Source organism: Gracilibacillus sp. Marseille-QA3620, from assembly GCF_054950035.1.
This window is the reverse complement of the sequence record NZ_CM143102.1, coordinates 2,215,027-2,236,373: the sequence shown is the minus strand read 5'-3', so window position 1 is coordinate 2,236,373 and position 21,347 is coordinate 2,215,027. Positions and strand designations below refer to the sequence as shown.

Annotated in this window: 17 protein-coding genes; 15 read left to right on the top strand and 2 right to left on the bottom strand. The window is 43.8% G+C overall.

Annotated features, from left to right (window positions below; translation table 11 throughout):
- Nucleotides 1–318: 318 nt before the first annotated feature.
- From ACY8DX_RS11315 to ACY8DX_RS11260, 12 genes are all read left to right on the top strand, one after another.
- Nucleotides 319–1,908, top strand: coding sequence for an acyl CoA:acetate/3-ketoacid CoA transferase (locus ACY8DX_RS11315; RefSeq protein WP_462405159.1), 1,590 nt, complete (start codon nucleotides 319–321; stop codon nucleotides 1,906–1,908).
- Nucleotides 1,909–2,000: 92 nt separating this feature from the next.
- Nucleotides 2,001–3,239 (top strand): L-lactate MFS transporter, encoded by a 1,239-nt coding sequence (locus ACY8DX_RS11310; RefSeq protein WP_049670832.1) that lies wholly within the window; start codon nucleotides 2,001–2,003, stop codon nucleotides 3,237–3,239.
- Nucleotides 3,240–3,263: 24 nt separating this feature from the next.
- Nucleotides 3,264–4,226 carry a DUF561 domain-containing protein gene (locus ACY8DX_RS11305; RefSeq protein ID WP_462405158.1) on the top strand — a complete coding sequence of 321 codons (963 nt, stop codon included), beginning with the start codon at nucleotides 3,264–3,266 and terminating at the stop codon, nucleotides 4,224–4,226.
- 192 nt (nucleotides 4,227–4,418) lie between these two features.
- On the top strand, nucleotides 4,419–5,819 hold the full coding sequence (locus ACY8DX_RS11300; protein WP_462405157.1) for a sigma-54 interaction domain-containing protein: 1,401 nt from the start codon (nucleotides 4,419–4,421) through the stop codon (nucleotides 5,817–5,819).
- Nucleotides 5,820–6,061: 242 nt separating this feature from the next.
- A complete protein-coding gene (locus ACY8DX_RS11295; RefSeq protein ID WP_462405156.1) occupies nucleotides 6,062–7,402 on the top strand; it encodes an aminotransferase family protein in 1,341 nt (446 codons plus the stop codon).
- Between the two features lies 1 nt (nucleotide 7,403).
- Nucleotides 7,404–8,687 (top strand): aspartate aminotransferase family protein, encoded by a 1,284-nt coding sequence (locus ACY8DX_RS11290; RefSeq protein ID WP_462405155.1) that lies wholly within the window; start codon nucleotides 7,404–7,406, stop codon nucleotides 8,685–8,687.
- Nucleotides 8,688–8,699: 12 nt separating this feature from the next.
- Complete coding sequence (locus ACY8DX_RS11285) at nucleotides 8,700–10,145, top strand: aldehyde dehydrogenase family protein (RefSeq protein ID WP_462405154.1); 1,446 nt, start codon at nucleotides 8,700–8,702, stop codon at nucleotides 10,143–10,145.
- Nucleotides 10,146–10,159: 14 nt separating this feature from the next.
- Nucleotides 10,160–11,635: a M81 family metallopeptidase gene (locus ACY8DX_RS11280; protein ID WP_462405153.1), complete on the top strand. Its 1,476-nt coding sequence runs from the start codon at nucleotides 10,160–10,162 to the stop codon at nucleotides 11,633–11,635.
- A 27-nt stretch (nucleotides 11,636–11,662) separates the two neighbouring features.
- Nucleotides 11,663–12,139: a GNAT family N-acetyltransferase gene (locus tag ACY8DX_RS11275; protein ID WP_049670839.1), complete on the top strand. Its 477-nt coding sequence runs from the start codon at nucleotides 11,663–11,665 to the stop codon at nucleotides 12,137–12,139.
- 118 nt (nucleotides 12,140–12,257) lie between these two features.
- Nucleotides 12,258–12,971, top strand: coding sequence for a potassium channel family protein (locus ACY8DX_RS11270; RefSeq protein WP_462405152.1), 714 nt, complete (start codon nucleotides 12,258–12,260; stop codon nucleotides 12,969–12,971).
- A 176-nt stretch (nucleotides 12,972–13,147) separates the two neighbouring features.
- On the top strand, nucleotides 13,148–13,711 hold the full coding sequence (gene ahpC / locus ACY8DX_RS11265) for an alkyl hydroperoxide reductase subunit C (RefSeq protein WP_049670841.1): 564 nt from the start codon (nucleotides 13,148–13,150) through the stop codon (nucleotides 13,709–13,711).
- Nucleotides 13,712–13,791: 80 nt separating this feature from the next.
- Entirely contained in the window at nucleotides 13,792–15,450 is a 1,659-nt protein-coding gene (locus ACY8DX_RS11260) for an FAD-dependent oxidoreductase (RefSeq protein WP_462405151.1), read from the top strand.
- A gap of 21 nt (nucleotides 15,451–15,471) precedes the next feature.
- On the opposite strand, the gene ACY8DX_RS11255 is transcribed toward ACY8DX_RS11260, so the two are convergent.
- Nucleotides 15,472–15,855 carry a hypothetical protein gene (locus ACY8DX_RS11255; protein WP_462405150.1) on the bottom strand — a complete coding sequence of 128 codons (384 nt, stop codon included), beginning with the start codon at nucleotides 15,853–15,855 and terminating at the stop codon, nucleotides 15,472–15,474.
- Nucleotides 15,856–15,989: 134 nt separating this feature from the next.
- On the opposite strand from ACY8DX_RS11255, the gene ACY8DX_RS11250 reads away from it, so the two are divergent.
- Nucleotides 15,990–17,426: an NADP-dependent glyceraldehyde-3-phosphate dehydrogenase gene (locus tag ACY8DX_RS11250; RefSeq protein WP_049670844.1), complete on the top strand. Its 1,437-nt coding sequence runs from the start codon at nucleotides 15,990–15,992 to the stop codon at nucleotides 17,424–17,426.
- Nucleotides 17,427–17,668: 242 nt separating this feature from the next.
- On the opposite strand, the gene ACY8DX_RS11245 is transcribed toward ACY8DX_RS11250, so the two are convergent.
- Nucleotides 17,669–17,935 (bottom strand): hypothetical protein, encoded by a 267-nt coding sequence (locus tag ACY8DX_RS11245; RefSeq protein WP_462405149.1) that lies wholly within the window; start codon nucleotides 17,933–17,935, stop codon nucleotides 17,669–17,671.
- 332 nt (nucleotides 17,936–18,267) lie between these two features.
- Between ACY8DX_RS11245 and ACY8DX_RS11240 the strand changes: the two genes are divergently transcribed.
- Nucleotides 18,268–19,191 (top strand): hypothetical protein, encoded by a 924-nt coding sequence (locus ACY8DX_RS11240; protein ID WP_462405148.1) that lies wholly within the window; start codon nucleotides 18,268–18,270, stop codon nucleotides 19,189–19,191.
- On the top strand, nucleotides 19,178–21,067 hold the full coding sequence (locus ACY8DX_RS11235) for a terpene cyclase/mutase family protein (protein WP_462405147.1): 1,890 nt from the start codon (nucleotides 19,178–19,180) through the stop codon (nucleotides 21,065–21,067). Before ACY8DX_RS11240 ends, ACY8DX_RS11235 begins: the two co-directional genes overlap by 14 nt.
- Nucleotides 21,068–21,347 lie beyond the last annotated feature (280 nt).

Genomic DNA, 21,347 nt, shown 5'->3' with positions numbered 1-21,347 from the left:
TAGAACGACAAATGCAGCAGGATTGAATCGATTCTGTGACCTCAATTTCATATTCCACGAAAGCTGTCGTCAATTATCTACACAGAATAGATGTTTTCTGAGTGTGCGAAACATGGTTTGACGAACAGAAAAACATGTTTTACGATTCTATTGTGAAATGATTCACAAGGAATTAACCAAGTTAAATTATCTGCTTAATCACAGAAACCTTATCAAATTGAGGTTCTTTATAGATTAATGGAAAAGGCTGAATATTTTTTTGGGCTAATATGTGAATAAATTCACAATAATATTTTTACTACATAAAGGAGTGTTTGTATGTCGAAGGTGATTTCAGCGGCAAGCGCAGCCGAGCTCATTAAAGATGGGGACACGGTTGCTGCAAGTGGTTTTGGGTTATCCTGCTGGGCAGAGGAAATGGGCATTTCAATTGAGGAACGTTTTCTTAACACAGGACATCCTCAAAATTTAACAGTCATGCATGCGAGTGCAGTCGGTAACCGCCGTGACAAAGGGATGAGCCATCTTGGTCATGAGGGTCTCATTAAACGCTGGATCGGGGGAATCGCAATTGCTTCTCCAGGAATGGCGAAATTAATTGAAGAGGATAAATGTGAGGCTTATAACCTTCCTCAAGGAGTTATCACTCAACTATACCGAGAAATTGCAGCAAAACGACCAGGTGTAATTACAAAGGTCGGCATGGGTACATTTGTAGACCCGCGTGTTGAGGGAGCCAAAATGTCCCCATCTACGAAAGAGGATATCGTTAAAGTGGTAGAGCTTGACGGTGAAGAGTGGTTGTTCTATAAATCATTCCCAATCAATGTTGCATTGATCAGAGGGACAGTCGCAGATGAAAACGGCAACCTTACGCTTGAGAAGGAAGGTCTTCATATGGAGGTGCTCCCAATTGCTCAAGCAGCCCGTAACTCCGGAGGCATTGTCATTGCACAAGTTGAGTCTGTGGCAAAAGCAGGAACATTAAACCCTAAGGATATTGCCGTACCTGGAATCCTTGTTGACCACATTGTCGTGGCTAAACCGGAAAATCACTTCCAAACAGAAAACACTCAGTATAACCCAGCTTTCTCAGGCCATATTAAAGTGCCATTGGAAAGTGTGCCTGCCCTTCCACTTGATGAGAGAAAGGTTATCGCACGTCGTTCAGCTGCTGAACTTGTGCCAAATACCATTCTTAATCTTGGTGTAGGTATTCCTGTTAATGTGTCCACTGTGTCTGCGGAGGAAGGGGTAAGCGACCAATTAATTCTCACGACAGAAGCAGGCTCCATTGGTGGTGTTCCGGCAGGTTTGAAGGATTTCGGTCATGCCTATAACAGTGAAGCGATTGTCGATCACCATGCTCAATTTGATTTCTATGACGGCGGTGGAATCGACTTATCAGTTCTTGGATTAGCTCAAACGGATCAATTCGGTAATGTAAACGTAAGTAAATTTGGTACAAGAGTAGCCGGTTGCGGCGGATTCATTAATATTTCCCAAGCAGCGAAAAAGCTCGTCTTTGCCGGCACCTTTACAGCAGGCGGTTTAGAGGTAAAAGTATCAGACGGTAAATTGCATATCATCCAGGAAGGTAAAGCAAAGAAATTCATTAAGCAAGTACAGCAAATCACCTTCAGCGGTAAATATGCATCTGAAATTAAGCAGCCTGTCATCTATGTAACAGAACGTGCCGTATTCGAATTGATTGACGGTAAACTTACCCTGACAGAAATTGCACCTGGTGTTGATCTCAAAACACATATCCTGGATCAAATGGAATTCACTCCTGCCATTGCGGAAGACTTGAAGGAAATGGACCCAGGCATGTTTGAGGAACAATGGGGCAAATTGAAAGACATCGTTTCAGCTAACGGGACCAAGCCAGAAGGCGTTTTGGCTTAAGGTTAGACAAGAAGAGAAAAATGGCTGGCAATGGAGGTAAGGAAGAGCATTGCCAGCAGATAAATAAGTGAATAAGGAAGGAATTACAGAAAATGAACACATCTTTAAATCGTTGGTCGATTTTATGGGCATCGACTCTCATTAACTTATGTGTGGGAGCTGTGTATGCATTCAGTATTTTTGCCTTGCCTTTGACGGCAGTGTTTGATGCCACTATGGGCGACATTATGATGGCTTTCACAATCAATGCCGCTATCTCTCCAATCCCGATGATCCTTGGCGGGAAATTAAATGACAAAGGAATGGCGAAAATAGCCATCATTATTGGTGGATCTTTATTTGGTCTTGGATTCATTCTCTCAGGTTTTGCTACTGCTCCATGGATGCTTTACATTACATACGGCTTAATTGCCGGAATGGGGCAAGGAATTGTGTATTCTTCAACCATTGGAAACACAGCGAAGTTATTCCCTGATAAGCGTGGACTTGCTGCCGGCATTGTAACAGCTGGATATGGCGGCGGTACAATCTTTATCTCACCAATTGCCAACTCTCTTATTGCAAGCTATGGTGTACAAGCTGCGTTCATGATTCTTGGCGCTGCCTTCTTGGTCATCATCCTTGGAGCGAGCGTAGTGTTTAAGGCTGCACCAGTCGGCTATATTCCAGAAGGCTGGATTCCGCCTGCTGCGGCAAAAAAAGGCGGCGTGAATATCCCTTGGACAGAAATGATCAAGAAACCAATCTTCTATGTTATTGCTTCTCTATTCTTGATTGGCGCATTATCCGGAATGATGGTTACGTCCAATGCATCTGTTATCGGACAAACGATGTTTGGTTTATCTGCAGCAACAGCAGCTCTTTATGTTAGTCTTTACAGCTTCTCCAACTGTGTTGGCCGTGTATTCTGGGGAGCGGTATCTGACCGCATCGGCCGCGTTAAATGCTTGATGATGATCTATCTCGTCATTTCGGCAATGATGTTAACGATTGCCCTTTCTACATCTGTATTAGGATTTGTAACAGCCATTGTTGGAATCGGTCTTTGCTTTGGCGGAACGATGGGAATCTTCCCGTCCATTGTTGGTGAGAAATTCGGTATGAAATACTATGGTGTTAACTATGGAGTTACCTTTATCGGCTACTCCGGTGCAGCCTTCTTCGGACCGCGTATTGCAGCAAGTGTAGCGGCTGCCAATGATGGCATGTTCACGAAGGCTTTCTATATCGCTTTAGCTATCTCGCTTGTCGGTCTTGCTTTGACATTCGTCTATCAATCTCTTGAGAAAAAACATGCCGCTGACATGGCAAAAACAACAGAAGCAGCTTAATTAATATTATAGGAGGAAATAAAAATGACCATTACAAAATTACTAGGTATCAAATATCCTATTTTCCAAGGAGCAATGGCACAAATCGCGCTAGCTCCGCTTGTAGGTGCTGTCTCTAATGCAGGAGGAATAGGCATCATCGGTTCTGGCGGATTCACAGCTGACCGCCTTCGTGAAGAAATTCGCAAAACGAAAGAAATTACGGATAAACCATTCGCCGTAAACCTTATGCTGATGATGCACAATATTCCGGAATTAGTGGATGTCATTGTAGAAGAAGGCGTAAAAATCGTTACAACTGGTGCGGGTACACCTGCTCCGTACATGGAAACATTCAAAGCGAATGGAATTAAAGTCATCCCTGTTGTTCCATCTGTGAAAATCGCGAAGAAAATGGAAGCTCTTGGAGTTGATGCAATCGTTGCAGAAGGAACAGAAGCAGGCGGTCATGTGGGTGAGACAACAACAATGGCCTTACTTCCTCAAGTTGTGAGCGCCGTTTCTATTCCAGTTATTGCAGCAGGTGGTATTGCAGATGGACGCGGTATTGCAGCAGCCTTTGCCCTAGGTGCACAAGGCGTGCAAGTTGGTACTCGCTTCTTGACGACAATTGAATGCCCTGTACATGAAAACTTCAAACAAGCTGTTCTTGATGCAGACGATCAATGCACAATGGTAACTGGACGCAGCCTTGGCGGCCCTGTACGAAGCATTAAAAACAGCATGATCATGGAATTCTTGAAGCTCGAGCAGCAAAATGCTTCCCGTGATGAATTAGAAAAGCTTTCTTTAGGCTCTTTGCGTAAGGCTGTCCTTGAGGGAGATACAGACAATGGATCTGTTATGGCAGGTCAAATCTGCGGCATGTGCAATGAGTTAACAACAGTCGAAGAAATGATCACTGAAATGTTTACAGAAGCACAAGAAGTCCTTCAAAAGATGGGACAAGTAACGCTTGTAGAAGAAAAAGAAGCCGTTTTGGCATAATGAATTGAATAGAAGGAAAAGGGATTTGTCATCTTCGGCTTATCCCTTTCTCCATTTTACTAAATATATTATAGAAGAAAAAATTCATGTGCATCAACGCGTTAAATGGATAAGCATTTATTTCCAATAGTCGTAACCATGATTTCTACTTATACTTGTGATAGTAATGATGCATGCAAAGGATAATGGCCTATGGATAAATTAACGAAAAGCTTCAATGAGAAGATAGACTTTCCTTCCACTTTGTTTGTAACAGACGGAGAAGGAAATATATTGATTTCAAATGAATTTACAGCCCTGACAATCGGTATGTCCCTTGATGATCTTTTGAAAAGTAATGTGAAAGATCTAGTTACAGCAGGCTATTATGATCATTCCATTACCTTGGATGCGATAGCTCGAAAAGAACCAATCAGCCGACGCATCTTGACCAATCGAGGTTTTAATGTCCTCTCGACAGCTACACCCATCATTGGCAATGATGGAGAGGTACAGTTGATTGTAACAAAATCAGCTAAATATGATAAAGGGACACAAGATGAGCAAGGCAAGATTTCTGTAATGGAAGAACGCCCCATATTAATTGACCAAGAGACAGCCTATCAATCTGAGGATATTGTGGCTGAAAGCTTGGCAATGAAACAGATCCTCCGAGTCTGCCTGCAAATTGCCTCCTATGACAGCAAGGTGCTCATTTGCGGAGAATCCGGTACAGGTAAAGAAGTCATTGCCAGATATATTCATCAGAAAAGTGATCGGGCCAATGGACCGTTCATCAAAATTAATTGTGCCGCCATACCAAAGTCCATGTTCGAATACGAATTATTCGGTTATGAGCAGGATGCCTATGGAAATGGTGTCAAAGAGAAGCAAGGGTTAATCGAATTGGCCAATGATGGAGTCTTATTTTTAGACGAAATCTCTGAAATGCCGCTTGATATGCAATCCAAGCTTTTGCATGTTCTCGAAACGAATGAATTAAGGAGAGTAGGGGGAACAGCTCCAATCCCAGTCAATGGACGAATTATCGCAGCAACCAATCAAGATCTATGGACACTTGTGCAAAACAAGAAGTTTCGAGAGGATTTATATTACCGGATTAATGTGATTCCCATTCATATCCCGCCCCTCCGTAACCGGAAACCAGATCTTGCTGGCTTGATATCCAAGTTCCTCACTGAGTACAATCAGAAATACAATAAAGAATATATCCTCAGCGCGGAGGAATTTCATGAACTATTAACCCATTCATGGCCGGGCAATGTCCGCGAGCTGAAAAATTACATGGAAAGACTGATTCTCACCGTCCCGTCCGTCATTGCCCACTCAAAGGACGAAGAAGTGGGAGATTGGTTTGCTTTTGATTATTTTATTCAAAATAATTTCACGCAATTTGGCAGCTTAAAGGACTTTACCGCTATCTCTGAGGGCCGCTATATTGAACAAGTGCTCGCCTCATGCAATGGAAATGCGACCACAGCAGCAAACAAGCTTGGTATCCACCGCTCTGTCATCTATCGAAAACTCAAGAAGATGGAAGAAACCCTTGAAACAATCAAAGAAACAGCCGCATCGGCTGAATATGAAAAATAAATAAACGAACTGTTTAACCGCCAAATCATCATTGATTTGGTTTTTTTGTTATCGATAATTTTTAACGATAATGGGTTTGCTGTACCCACCCAATGCCCAGGCAACAGGGGGAAAGGGTGGGCAAAGGATGGATATCACCTGAGAACCATCAATCTGAAATCTACCTGAAGTTCGGTCTTTCAGCTCTGTTTCCGGCATATACTTAGAATGGGGAGATGGGGGTGCTTCGGTTGGAGGATTATGTGTTTCACAGGGATCTAACGAAAGTGTATCCAATCATTACGCATGGCAAGGGTGTGTATCTGTATGCTGATGATGGAAAGCGGTATTTGGATGGGTGTTCTGGTGCGGTTGCGGCCAATTTAGGCCATGGAGATAAGGGAATTGCAGAGGCAATGGCTTTGCAGGCAGAGAAAGCAGCCTTTGTTCATACAATGCGCTTTGAGACAGAGGTTTTACATAAGCTGGCAGAAAGAGTCGCTAAGCTGGCACCAGCGCCGCTGAATAAGGTGTACTTTACCTGCGGGGGCTCAGAGGCGAATGAAAGTGCCATTAAGCTTGCCCGGCAATATTTCCGTGACAGAGGGGAGCCGGAAAAGCAGGTGGTAATTGGCAGGTGGCAATCCTATCACGGGAATACGATTGGTTCTTTATCAGCAGGCGGTGATATTAAGCGGAGGCAGCCGTATAATGGATATTTGCTGCCTTTTCAGCATGTATCGGCGCCACATTGCCTTCATTGCCCTTTTAATAGAATAGAAAGTGAATGTAAGAGTAATAAGGATTGGTCATGTGTTCATGAGCTGGAAAGGCTCGTACTCGAAATTGGACCGAGCCAAATTTCTGCTATTATTGCTGAACCAATCACAGGAAGCCAGGCAGGGGCTATTCCTCCGCCAAGCTCTTACTTTGAACAGGTTCGAGCGCTTTGTGACCGGTATGATCTGCTTTTGATCATTGATGAGGTCATGACGGGATTCGGTAGAACAGGGGCTCATTTTGCCATTGAGCATTATGGGGTTATACCGGATATTATCACTTTTGGAAAAGGGGTGTCAGGAGGATATTCTCCTCTAGGGGGTATGATTGTGCATGACAAAATAGTGGAGGGAATCATCCAAAACGGTCATGGGAAATTTGTGCACGGGTACACCTATAGCGGTCATCCCGTCACGGTCGCAGCGGGTGTTGCAGCACTCGAGAAGTATGAAAAAGATGATATCCTGGCAAATGTAAATGAACAGGAAAACCATTTAATGTCTGGCCTTTTAAACTTAAAGAAAAAGTATCCTATTGTTTATGACATAAGAGGCAGAGGTCTCTTCTTTGGCCTGGAGCTTGCATCTCGGCAAGATGGAACTCCCTTTATGCCGGATGAGCGAATCGCTGAGAAATTGAACGAAAAGGCTATGGAGCTTGGAGCTGTTTTCTATCCGGGGAGCGGGACGGTTAATGGGCATGCAGGAGATCATATGATTATTGCCCCGCCGTTAATCATTAACAGGGATGAAATCGATGAATTGGTTGGCTTGCTGGACAGTGCGCTGCAAGCATTAATGGATTCCATGAAGGAGGGCACATGATATGAAGCATGCGGAAACGGAATATTTAAGAGGCCTTGCGAGGAAGCATATATCCCCCGTTAGTACACGTGTGACTGATTTGGTCATCAAACGGGCAAAGGGAGTGCGGTTCTGGACGGCAGATGGAAGTGAGTATATCGATTTTGTATCAGGGGTTGCATCCAATGGATTAGGTCATGCCCATGACAGCATGGTGAAAGCCATTCAGCATCAGGCGGAAAACTTAATTCATTTTGGTTTGAACTATGGATATTATGAATCCGTTGTCAAATTATCCGAAAAAATTGCTCAAATTACACCGGGCAATCTGGATACGGTCTTTTTCTCTAATTCCGGCGGTGAAGCGATTGACGGTGCTTTGAAAATGGCGCGGGCAGTGACTGGAAGGCCGGGGATTATCGCCTTTGACGGCTCCTTCCACGGACGGACACTTGGTGCTACTTCTGTCACTGGCTCGAGCAGTAAATACCGCACCTCTTATGAACCGTTGCTTGGTGAGGTTTATCATGTCACCTATCCATATCCAGGGCTTATTAAGGAGAATCCGCCAAAAGACATGGCAAGCTATAGTCTTGCTCAGCTCCAATCCTTATTCGAATTGCGGATTTCACCAGAACGGGTAGCCGCAATCCTGATTGAACCAGTCATGGGTGAGGGCGGTTATTATCCTGCACCTAATTCATTCTTACAGGGCTTGCGAAGGATTGCTGACCAGCACGGCATCCTTCTCATTTTCGATGAGGTGCAAACAGGCTTTGGCCGGACAGGGAAAATGTTTGCGGCTGAGCATTCGGGTGTTATTCCTGATATTCTTGTCCTTGCGAAAGCCTTATCAGGCGGGATGCCGCTCGGAGCTATAGTGGCAAGCCGCGAGCTTCATGAGAAATGGCCGACAGGCGCACATGGCTCTACATTTGGCGGCAACCCGGTTTCTTGTGCCGCAGCCCTTGCCAGCATTGATGTGATTGAAACGGAGAATCTTGTTGAACGAAGTGAAAGGCTCGGGAAGAAAATCGTCAGCCGCCTGAAGGCAAATCTGCAAAAGTACAGGGATATTAAGGAAATTAGGGGTGTGGGAATGATGATTGGCATTGAGTTCCAGCCATCGATAGCATCAAGGATTGTACCGGCTATCAAAGAGAAGTGTTTGGAAAGGCATTTGTTGATCATGAATTGCGGGGTACATGGCCAGACGATTCGCTTAATGCTCCCGCTGAATATTAATAAAGAGGATATGGATGAAGGCTTATCAATTCTTGAAAGTGCCATTGGAGAGCTCGTTTGAAGGGGTGAGAAAGTGAGTGCAATCATTCAAAAGCTGTATATGAACGGACGTTGGGAGAGTAAGTTTGGTCAACAGCTTTCAGAAAGCATTAATCCTGCCAATAAAGAGGTAGTTGGATATTATACGATGGCAGAGGGTGACCAGGTTCATCAAGCAGCAGAGTCTGCCTATCTAGCTTATCATGAGTGGAAGCGAACACCTGCACCTGTAAGGGCTGCCTATCTTTATAAAGCAGCAGAGATTTGTGCAGGCAGAAAAGAAGAGCTGGCGAAGATGATGACGAAGGAAATGGGGAAGGTTCTGGCAGAAACCTTAGGTGAGGTCAATGTCGTGATCGAGACATGCAAATATATGGCCGCAGAGGGCAGGCGTCTATTCGGCCAAACCGTCCCTTCCGGCATGCCAAATTGTGATATTACGATGGTAAGGGAGCCTCTTGGCGTGGTGGCTTGTATTACACCATGGAATTTCCCTGTTGCATTGGCATCCTATAAGATTTGTGCCGCACTCATAAGCGGCAATACGGTTGTATGGAAGCCTGCCTCTGAAACTGCTCTCTCAGCTGGCGTTTTGATGGAAATATTCCATCAGGCAGGCTTTCCAGATGGGGTTGTCAATTTGATTACCGGTTCTGGAGGAAAGGTTGGCAGACATTTGGCCAGTCATCCTCAAGTGGCTGCCGTCTCTTTCACTGGGTCAACCGAAGTCGGCCAGGAGCTGGCGGTCGAGGCAGCTAAACATATGAAAAAGATCTCGCTCGAGCTTGGCGGAAAAAATGCCGCCATTGTCCTTAAGGATGCGGACTTAGAGAAAGCAGCTGCCTGTATTGTGCGAGCTGCGTTCTCGACAACAGGACAGAAATGCACGGCAACAAGCCGAGTCATTGTTGAAAAAGATGTTAAGGCTTCCCTGTTAGATTTAATTGTCCAAAAAACGAAAAGCCTGAAAATTGGGGACGGGATGAAATCAGAGATTGATATTGGACCATTAGTGAATGAGCAACAGTTGGATATCGTTCATTCGTTTGTTGAAGAAGCATTAGCAGATGGGGCGAGACTCGAATGCGGTGGCAGACAAATTCCAAATCATAATGGGTATTTCTATGAACCTACAATCTTGAGCGGCGTATTGCCAGAACATAGAATTGCGAATGAAGAGATATTTGGCCCGGTATTGGCGGTCATTGAGGCGAAAGATTACGAGGATGCGATCCAAATCAATAATCAAACCGTTTACGGGTTATCGACCTCCTTATTTACGGAAAGCCTTTCTTATGCAAAGCGCGGGGCTAGGGAAATTGAAAGCGGCTTAGTTTATATCAATAATGGTACAGCAAATGCGGAAATCGGCGTAGCCTTTGGCGGATTGAAGCAATCTGGCAATGGTGCACGGGAAGTATCGCATCATGCTCTTGATAGTATGACAGAGTGGAAATCTATCTATGTATCTTATGAATGAAAGGGGGCTTCTTGATGAGGAAATGGAGAATTGGCATTGCCTTTTTTTATCATGAGTCCCATAGCTTCACGAAGGAAAAAACGACTATGGAGGACTTTAGACGCGAGGGATTTTTCACCGGAGAGGATATTCTTCATGCTTATACCGGAACGAAGACTGAGGTGGGCGGTTTCATTGATGTGTTACAGGAGGATAACCGATTTATGCTCGTTCCCCTGCAATGTACTGCCGCTGTTCCATCTGGCGTGGTGACGAATGAAACCTATCAGCAAATCAAAGAGGGTTTGCTTGAGGAAATCAAGAAGGCAGGTGAACTCGACGGAATCTTGCTTGCCCTGCATGGAGCAATGGTCGTTGAGGGGGGTGAAAATGCTGAACTGAGCTTGCTTGAGGAAATTAGGATGGAGACTGGCTGGGAAATGCCGATTGCTACTACCCTTGATATGCATGCGAATATCAGCCCAATGATGACCAATTGGACTCCTTACCATTTCGGTTTTAAAACCTATCCGCATATCGATATGTATGAACAGGGGAGAAATGCGGCCATGTCCCTGATCCGCCACTTGGCAGAGAGGAAACGGTATGAGGCGGTATGTGTAAAGCTCCCCATGCTTTTGCCTTCTATCAATATGAGGACAGACGAAGGACCGATGCAGCGAATGATGACCATTGCAAGGCAGTATGAAAAAGAGCCGGATATCCTGGCTGTGTCTGTGTTTGGCGGATTTCCATATGGGGATGTCGCAGATGCGGGAGCATCCGTCTTGGTCATCGCCAAAGAGAGGGAACGAGCATGGACTGTGGCAAAAAGCATAAGTGACTATTATTGGGATATTCGTTATGAGTTTTTAGTCAATCTTCCTTCTATTAAAGAAGCTATCCATAGTGCACTTGCCCTTGATGAAGATAAGCCAATTGTACTTGCAGATATAGCGGATAATCCATTAAGCTGTGGTAGTGGGGATACTACTCTATTGATTGAAGCTTTCCTGAAGGAGAATCCCGGCAAAGCGCTTGTCGGGCCAATCGCAGATAGCGGAACGTTGGAACAATGTCTTAAAGCAGGCACGGGAAGCCATTTAAATCTATCGATCGGTGGTAAGACATACCCGGAATACGGGAGCCCGATTAAGGTTTCAGCAGAGGTCATAGCAGTCTCGAACGGTATATTTTATAATAGCGGTCCATTTAATCATGGGTTGAAGGTGGATGCTCAAGGGGCGGCTTTCATCCGTTCGGGGGAGATTGATTATCTCATCATTGGTCGTCCATTGTCAGCTAATGATCCTGAGTTGTTTCGGCATATTGGAATTGAGCCGATGGATTACCGGTATTTAGTCCTTAAGGCTAAAAATCATTTCCGTGCAGCCTTTGACCCACTCATTAGTCAGGTCATTTATGTGGATGCGCCAGGGGTGGCGACCAATCAAATTAATCATTTGCCTTTAAAGAGGATACCAAAAGGCATGTGGCCAATGAAGTGTTGATATTTTTAATAGAAAAGAGGGAGCCGGATGGCTTTTGAACAGTCCGAATATTATATAGAGATCCCGCGTCATTTGACGCCGGAGCAGCAGCAAATGATGATTGAGTTAGAAAAGGATGCCTTTCCGGGGCTAGGTGCGGTGGATGAACAGACATTGGTTCCTATCGCAAGATATGGCAAGCTGATTTTATACCGGAAGAGCGGGGATGATCGTCCGGTAGCGGTATGTGAATGCCTCCGTGATTTTGAAAATCCAGAGAAAGCCTATATTTTCGGGTATTATGTTCGTTCTGACCAGAACGGAAAGGGTCTCGGTACGGTTTTTCTTGAAGAGGTGCTGAAGGAGCTTCGAAATGACGGATTCAAGAAGGTGACTCTCACGGTGAGTGAAACGAATACGGCAGCCGTTAAACTGTATCAAAAATGCGGGTTTGTCCAGGTAGAATACCGGCATCATGAATTCGGAGAAGGAGAACACCGCCTTTATATGGAGAAAGATCTTTGATTGCTTAAAACCATCCTGTAACAGGGATGGTTTTTTTCTATCTGTCCCAGCAATAGATACTATTTCCATTGTATCGTTAAGGTTTGATTTTATACGCTTAAATGGTAGGAGGTGGCCAATGAAGAAGGAACAAACATCATACATAAAGGACATTTTTATGGCCGCATTGGCAATTATTTCGCTGTTTTTGCTGTTAGATACCCATCATATTTACAGTTGGCTAAGACGGTTCATTTGGCTGATCTTCGTTATCCTCATTTCGTTTGAATTTTTCAAATCGAAAAACAAATGGGATTATGTGAAAAGGCATCCGTTTGAACTCATTGCTCTAATCCCTGTCAGCGGCGTTTTCCAAGGGGTTATGATTGTCAGATTATTACGCCTTGTCGTTCTATGGAAAATTCTCCGGACCCATTTCCCAGAGTTAATGGCGATTTTGACGATGAATGGATTAAGCAAGATGCTGAAGATCACCGGAGGCATGATTTTGATTTCTGCTATTCCAATCACCTATTTGGAGGAGGGGATCACAAGCTTTGCAGAAGGGATTTGGTGGGCGATTGTGACAACGACCACTGTCGGATACGGCGATATTGCCCCTGTAACGATTGGAGGCCGGGTGGTTGCCGTACTTCTTATGTTCTTTGGAATCGGCTGTATTGGTACGATTACTGGGACAGTAGCAACATATCTGATTAGAAGCGGGGACAAGAATCCTCATAAGGAATATATAAAGAATCAAATTGATCGGATTGAAACAATATCTGATAAAGATTTTGACATATTACTGCAGATGATTGGGCAGATTAGAAATGATAAAGCCAACCATTAATTATATTTGAATAATTATTTCGTTATCAATCAACTATCGTAATTGAGGATAATGATAGGGTTTTTAATAATTATTCTAGAAAAACGATTGACAAACTATTTGATAATAATTATTATAAAATAGTATTAAGTAACACGTAAGAATCATTCAACAGATTCATCAGGAGGAATTACGATATGTCATTAATCAACAAGAAATTAGAAGATTTTACCGTGCAAGCTTACCATGATGGTGATTTTAAAGAGGTTACTTTGGAAGATGTAAAAGGCAAATGGTCTATCTTCTTCTTCTATCCAGCAGATTTCACTTTTGTCTGCCCGACTGAACTAGCTGACCTTCAAGATAATTATGCGAAACTTCAAGAAATCAATTGTGAAGTGTACTCTGTGTCAACTGATTCTCACTTCGTACATAAGGCGTGGGCGGATGCGACAGACACAATTGGCAAAATCAAGTACCCGATGCTCGCTGACCCAGCGCATGTACTATCACGTCAATTTGAGGTGTTAATTGAAGAAGCAGGACAAGCACTCCGCGGTACATTCATCGTGAACCCTGAAGGCGAAATTAAGGCATATGAAATTCATGACCTTGGAATCGGCCGTACAGCTGAAGAAACTGTGCGTAAAGTACAGGCTGCTCAATTCGTGGCAGAGCACGGTGATAAAGTATGCCCGGCAAAATGGACACCAGGTGAAGAAACATTAGAACCAAGCTTGGACCTAATCGGAAAAATCTAATTAGATAAATGAGAGAAATGAAAGAGGCGCTCAGGAACTATTAGTGCCTCTTTTCAATACAAAGAGTAGGGTGAGAATGAATGACAAAGAAAATATATGATTTAATCATCATCGGTGGAGGACCGGCAGGATTGTCAGCTGGTGTATATGCTGGCCGCGGGAAATTAAAAACCTTAATCCTCGAAAAAGGCAATACAGGCGGACAAGCTGCAACGACGAATGAAATCGTTAACTATCCAGGCATTCGCAAAACAACAGGACCAGCCTTAACAGAGGAAATGAAGCTTCAATGTGAGGATTTTGGTGCTGAGTTTGTTAAAACAGACGTCATCGGCGTTGATTTTGATGGTGATGTCAAAAAAGTAAAAACAGTGAATGGTGAATTTGAAGCACGTGCGGTTATCATTGCTACAGGCGCAGGCCCTCGTAAACTTGGTTTCCCTGGTGAAGCTGAATTTACCGGACGCGGTGTTGCGTATTGCTCCACTTGTGACGGAGAATTCTTCGAAGGCTTAGAAGTCTTCGTAATCGGAGCGGGCTTCGCTGCAGCGGAAGAAGCAATCTACTTGACACGTTTTGCAAGCAAAGTAACTGTAATTGCGCGTGAACCTGAATTTACATGTGCACCATCCATTGCTGATAAAGTGCTTGCCCATGACCAAATTGAAGTGAAATTCAATACGGAACTTCTTGAGGTCTCAGGTGAGGGCATGATTCAGCGTGCTCGTTTCATTAATAATGTAACGAAAGAAGAATGGGAATACGAGGCAAATGAGAAAGACAGCACATTCGGCGTTTTCGTATTTGTCGGCTATGCCCCTAAGACAGAGCTTTTTAAAGGCATTATCGAGATGGACCGTCACGGTTATATTGTGACAGACGAGGAAATGCGTACAAATGTAAAGGGTGTTTACGCAGTTGGCGATCTTCGTCCAAAATCCTTACGCCAAGTCATTACAGCGGTAGCTGATGGAGCCATTGCTGGTACAGATGTTCAAAAATATGTGGCTAAAGAGAAGGAACGCTTAGGAATTGTTGGTGAACCAGAGGATGAAAAACCAGCCAAGAAAGAGGAAACAAAAGAAGCTTCCTCAACTGGGTCAAAATCATCTCTTCTGAATGATGCGATTCGCGGCCAATTGAAGGGTATATTTGAACGGATGGAACAGGATGTTACACTCGTATCCATCGTGGATGAAAGTATGCCAAAATCCGTTGAACTGCGTGATTTTCTCTCAGAAATCGCTGAGCTAGGCGATAAAGTGCATTTAGAGCTTCATAAAAGAGGCGAAAATACGAAAGTGGAAGAAATGATTCATGCAGATAAATATCCAGTAGTCGCTTTATTGAATCACGCAGGTGAATACAGCGGCGTGAAATTCCACGGTGTTCCTGGTGGTCATGAGCTAAATTCCTTTATCTTAGCGATTTATAACCAAGCGGGACCAGGTCAAGCTCTTGATGCGGAAATTGTTGAATCCATTAAGGCGATTGATAAAGACGTTAACATTAAAGTCATGGTCTCTCTTGCTTGTCATTATTGCCCGGATGTTGTAGTCGGTGCACAAAGAATCGCGATTTTGAATAGGCACGTTGAAGCAGAAATGGTTGATATCAGCCAGTTCCCTGAATTGAAAACGAAATACAAAGTCATGAGTGTTCCAGCCATGATTATCAATGATCAGGATGTGGTTTTCGGAGCGAAGAAAATTAATGAGATCATTGAAGCCGTTCAATAATAAAATGCAAAGACCCAGCTGTCAGATGATAGCTGGGTCTTTCTGTTTAATCGTCTTGATGAGAAGGACGGTGGAAAGAATGATAGCTGCTGCAAAAAGGGCATAGGCGGTTTTTGTATAAAGACTCATATAAAGGCAGCAAGCTGCCAGCTGTAATATAGCAAGGAGTAAACCGCTGTATGTGTACGGGTTCGGACGCTTTCTAATGGCGATAAAGAGCTGAAGACTAATGATGTTGCATAGGAGTAGAAAGCTTGCGGCCCGCACAATATCCAAATTCGAGATCACCGTACCTGGACTAAAAGCAAAAAGAAAATAGATTCCAATCGGTGCTGCTAGGAGATTAACCAGAACGACTATAAGCGACCAGAGGATTTTTCGCCAAATCGGCCGTGAAGTTCTCATATAAACCGCCTCTTTCAAATGAGATACCTTCATTTTCCCTCATTCGCTGCTATTCCATTCAAACAATGTATAGAAAAATCTCTCGTGCAAAAGATAAAGCAAAGACTATTGGCTTAGCTTCGGAGGGATTAGATATGACGAAAACCTATGAGTTTTATCTCGATGGTGAGTGGAGAAGGAGTAAATCTAACGAGACAATCAGTATCATATCACCATATATGCAAAAGGAAGTCGGAAAGGTGCAAGCCATGCTTCAGGATGAAATTGAAGAATCCATCCAGAATGCAAAGCAATCACAAAAAGACTGGGCTGGTACCCCAATCCTTGACAGGGCCAAATGCCTGCTAAGCTGGATTGATGAATTATTGAAAATAAAAAAAGAATTAGCGGAAACCGTGATGAAGGAAGTCGGAAAATCCTATAATGATGCCATAAAAGAAGTGGAGAGAACGGCAGATTTTATCCGTTATACAATTGAAGAGGCCACACATATGCATGGAGAAAGTATGCTTGGTGAAAACTTCCCGGGAGGAACGCGTTCTAAGGTCGCCATCATTCATCGGGTTCCGCTTGGCGTTGTCCTTGCTATATCTCCATTTAATTATCCTGTCAACCTAGCAGCAGCTAAAATAGCCCCTGCTTTGATCAGTGGAAATGCTGTCGTTTTCAAGCCGGCTACACAAGGAGCGATGAGCGGAACCCTCATGGTTGAAGCGCTGGATAAGGCTGGACTTCCAAAAGGAGTTTTAAATTTAGTAACAGGAAGAGGAGCGGTCATCGGTGATTATTTAGTTGAACATCCTGATATTAATATGATTTCTTTCACTGGCGGAACGCAAAACGGTATTCATATTGCCCAGAAGGCCAAAATGGTTCCGCTCGTTATGGAGCTAGGAGGGAAAGATCCAGCCATTGTCCGGAGGGATGCCAATCTTCCCTATGCTGTTAAGCAAATCATCGCTGGAGCCTATTCCTATTCAGGGCAGCGTTGTACGGCTATTAAAAGAGTTCTTGTGCATGAGGAAATTGGAGATGAATTTGTCCGCCTGTTAAAAGAAGAGGTTGAAGGATTATCTGTCGGTTCCCCAAAGGACAATCATACGATTGTTCCCCTTATTGACGACTCATCAGCAGATTTTGTTCAATCATTGATTGATGATGCCGTGCTTAATGGAGCCGTTACGGTTACGGGAAATAAGCGTGTCGGAAATTTGATTTATCCGACATTGCTTGATCATGTAACAGAGAAAATGAGGGTAGCTTGGGAGGAACCGTTTGGACCCGTCCTGCCCGTGATTCGTATTCATTCAGATGAAGAGGCGGTAAAACTGTCCAATCAATCTGAATTCGGGCTGCAGGCGAGTATTTTTACAGCTGATTTAAATGCGGGTTTTAAGATTGCTGAGAAGCTGGAAACCGGAACCGTACAAATCAATGGTCGCACTGAGCGGGGACCCGATCATTTTCCGTTTATCGGAGTGAAGGGTTCAGGTACTGGGACGCAGGGGATTCGCTCAAGCATTGAATCGATGACACGCGAGAAAGTGACTGTGTTAAATCTCTTAGATTGACTATAGCAGTATGTGAGCAGCTATCTGGTTTTTAGATAGCTGTTTTTGTTGGTTACACAATCATTCACCAAAAAAACACTGGAAAAGTGCTTTTGAGGGGATTTATTCATAAGGATGGCTGATGTGAGCGTCATTCATGACCTTGAGGATAGTACTAGCCATATGCAGATAAAAGTATTGGAGCAGATGATTGGAAGGGTGTAGTTTTGAGAAGCGTTTTGGATTTCTAATGATTGCATCGATTAAGAGAGATACGTGATGCTTGCCAAATCATAGATCGTGACCTCTTCATAATATCCCTTGTGATCCGAATGGGAAATAACGATTCCCTTGTACCCTTTAATCATCAAGAGTTCCTGCAGGACATTGCCAATTCGGTATTCTAAATCTCGGATATACTTCTTCATAAAAACTCGATTTTTATTATCCAAGTTATGAATCTTCTCGTATAAAGCATCATACATATATTCTTTAATGGTTTTGTGAGGAAAAATAAGATCCTCTGCCATGGAGTTGTATAGCTTTTGATATTCATCATTCGTTACATGAAAAAACTCATCTGTATTGACCTTAAATGTGACGATGCTCCCTCCAAATTTCTTTGCGAGCGTCTTTCTTGTTGTCGCATATATGGCATCACCGTTTTGTTTTCCAAAATGAAAATTCGTGTTCAGATTAAGACCATTATCCAGAATGCTTTCATGGCTAAGCTTGGTCGTTCCATGATAGGCAATAATATTGCGTCACCTCCGATAATGTTTTTAGCATTTCTATCATATGCTTATTATACCATATTTTCCTTTTTCGTGTTTTTGGACAAAGAGAAACAAGGGGGGACGGGATGATTGAACCATTGGAGTGCTTAAGCTGTCATGAAGTTTATGAGCTGGATGAATTCTCAAGTCTTTGTCAATGCGGTGGACTTCTACACATACCTGCAAGTGGAGAGAAGATGGATGCAGCCGGTATTGATTTTGAAGCCGCCAGTCTATGGAGGTACAAGAATCACTTCTTTCCAAAGGGCAATGAGGATTGGAAAGAAATAACCATGGGGGAAGGGTTTACGCCATTGATTCCTCTTGACGCTGATAATCCGTCCATCATGCTGAAACTAGAATATTTTGCTCCCTTTTCAGGCGTTTATGACAGGGGCTTTGCCGCTATGGCGGCTATGCTGAAGGATAGAGATATGATAGAAAAAGAAGTCTCTCCTATGCCACATAAGGAGCGTTTGGCATGGAGGGCTTATACGCATAGAGCTCGGATAAAAGAAGCTGTAACCGACGGCGGGAAATTGGAGGATTCCTATTATTATCATCCTTTTTTCCTCGCGGGTATTCAAACATTTGCTTATGAAATAGGTGAACAGCTTACAGGAAAGAAACTCGAATATATTGTATTCCCGGCTGTTGCCCCGGCATTTATTATAGGAGCGTTCCTAGGGTTTAAGCAGTTGATGGAATCGGAAGAAATTGAAGAGTATCCTGCCTTTCTTCTTGTTGAGCGGGACTGTGTTAAGAACGAGAATGATTCGACATTTGCGAATGAGTATATAGAGAAGATTCTTGCAATCACAAAAGGAAAAAGAATGACGGTGGCACAGAGTGAAATCAGCCAAGCCTTAAGAGCGCTTGAAGCACGCTTTATTAAAAGCACAGAGGATGATGCTCTCATCTATGCAGGTTTCATGCGGTATTATCGTGATTTCTCAATCAAGGACCAGCTGGCTATTTTGCCCATCGGTTATATGAATGGAGGAAGATAAGGCCATTATGGATGTGATACATAAATATATTCTTGTAAAGAAAGCAGAATTGGAAAGACTGCAGGATGAGGATGGGAAGTGGACGTTCCCGTTTCAAGGTCCGATTTTAACCGATTGTTTCATGATTGCGATTATCCGTACATTAGGATTAAATGAGCCTGATTTAATGGCAGGGCTGGTGAATAAGCTGTTGCGATCGCAGCAGGATAACGGCTCGTGGAAGCTTTATCCTGATGAGTTGGACGGAAATCTATCAGCTACTGTGCTGGCTTATGCATCCCTGCTAATTTCAGGTGAATTTAACTCGGATGATGAGGAGATGAAAAGGGCGGAGCATTTCATGGATCGGCATGGCGGTCCAAAGAAGGCTCACTTTATGATTAAACTCTTTCTTGCGATGAATGGGATGTATTCATATCCCTCCTATTTCAATTTTCCGACAGCCTATTTTCTGTTGCCCTCGTATTTCCCATTCAGTATGTATCATTGCAGCAATTATGCGAGAGTTCACCTGACCCCGATGATCCTCTGTATGAATAAACGTTTTTCCATTCACCACAACGTTGAACAACATTATTTTGAGGATAAGAAGGGCGGCTGGTTCAGGGAGGAACGTGGGTTAGCAGATACCTTAGTACAATCAATCAAATCACTTCACCTAAATCCGCTGTATTACCGTAAAATAGGCTATCAGGCAGCAGAAAAGCTGATGATTGACCGGATTGAGGAGAATGGGACTTTATACAGCTATGCCTCATCAACCTTTTATATGATTTACGGTTTGATGGCAATGGGCTATCCAAAGGACAGCCCTATTCTGCAAAAGGCCGTTGAAGGGTTGAAGAGCTATGCCATTCAAACTGCAGAAGGGCTGCATATTCAAAATTCACCTTCAGAGGTATGGGATACCGCTCTCCTTTCCTATTCATTGCAAACGGCTGGTGTGGATATCTCTCATCCAATGGTCAAGAAGGCTAATGAGTATTTATTGCGAAAGCAGCACATAAAGAGGGGGGATTGGTCTATTCATGCACCGAGTGCTTCTCCGGGCGGTTGGGGTTTTTCAGACAGCAATCATTTCAATCCAGACAATGACGATACATCGGCGGCACTGAGAGCCTTGACGAAGAGCCAAGAGCTTGGACATCCCTTTCGGCAGTCATGGAGCAGAGGGACGGCCTATTTAAAAAAGCTGCAGAATAAGGATGGGGGATATGGCGCTTTTGAGAAAGATGCATACGATCCTCTCTTTGCTCACTTGCCGATTGAGAATGCAGCAGATGCTCTTATTGATGATTCAACGGCTGATTTAACGGGAAGAGTTTTGGAGTTTCTAGGTAACTATGCCGGAATGACCTATAATGACGAGATGGTGAAGAAAGCTGTAAAATGGCTATTCCTGCATCAGGAGAGGAATGGCAGCTGGTACGGGAAATGGGGTGTTTGCTACATTTATGGTACATGGGCAGCTGTTACGGGATTATGCGCAGTTGGAATCAGCTCTAAGCATCCTGCTGTGCAAAAGGCGCTGGACTGGCTTGAATCTATCCAGCAAAAGGACGGCGGATTTGGGGAGTCTTGCCAAAGCTGTGAAGAAAAGAAATATATCCCCTTAGCTTACTCAACCCCCTCACAAACCGCCTGGGCCCTTGACGCCCTCGTAGCTGGAGGCAGGAATAAAAGGGATGCCGCAATGAAAGCGGCTCGCTTTCTCCTAGATGAGAAGAATTACGATGAAGAGGCTTCCCGCTATCCGACAGGGATTGGTCTGCCGGGAGGCTTTTATATTCTTTATGAGAGCTATAATTATATATTCCCTCTTATTGCCCTCTCACGCTTCAAAGGTCAAGGGCTGGAAACATCTGAAGACGTATGAAAAGCGAACAATCTGCTAAATATGGTACGATAAGGATAAAGTGAAACTTCCATCAGCGGGGTCTTGCTACTTCCGCTGATGGTTAGTTGACCCAATCGGGCATTTACGGACAGTTAATCTCCCCCCTAAGCTTCTCGGTAATCTTGCATTTTTGGTGGGAGTCATACTGTCCGTTAATGCGGGATAAAGTGAAACTTCCATCAGCGGGGTCTTGCTACTTCCGCTGATGGTTAGTTGACCCAATCGGGCATGTACGGACAGTTAACCTCCCGCCTAAGCT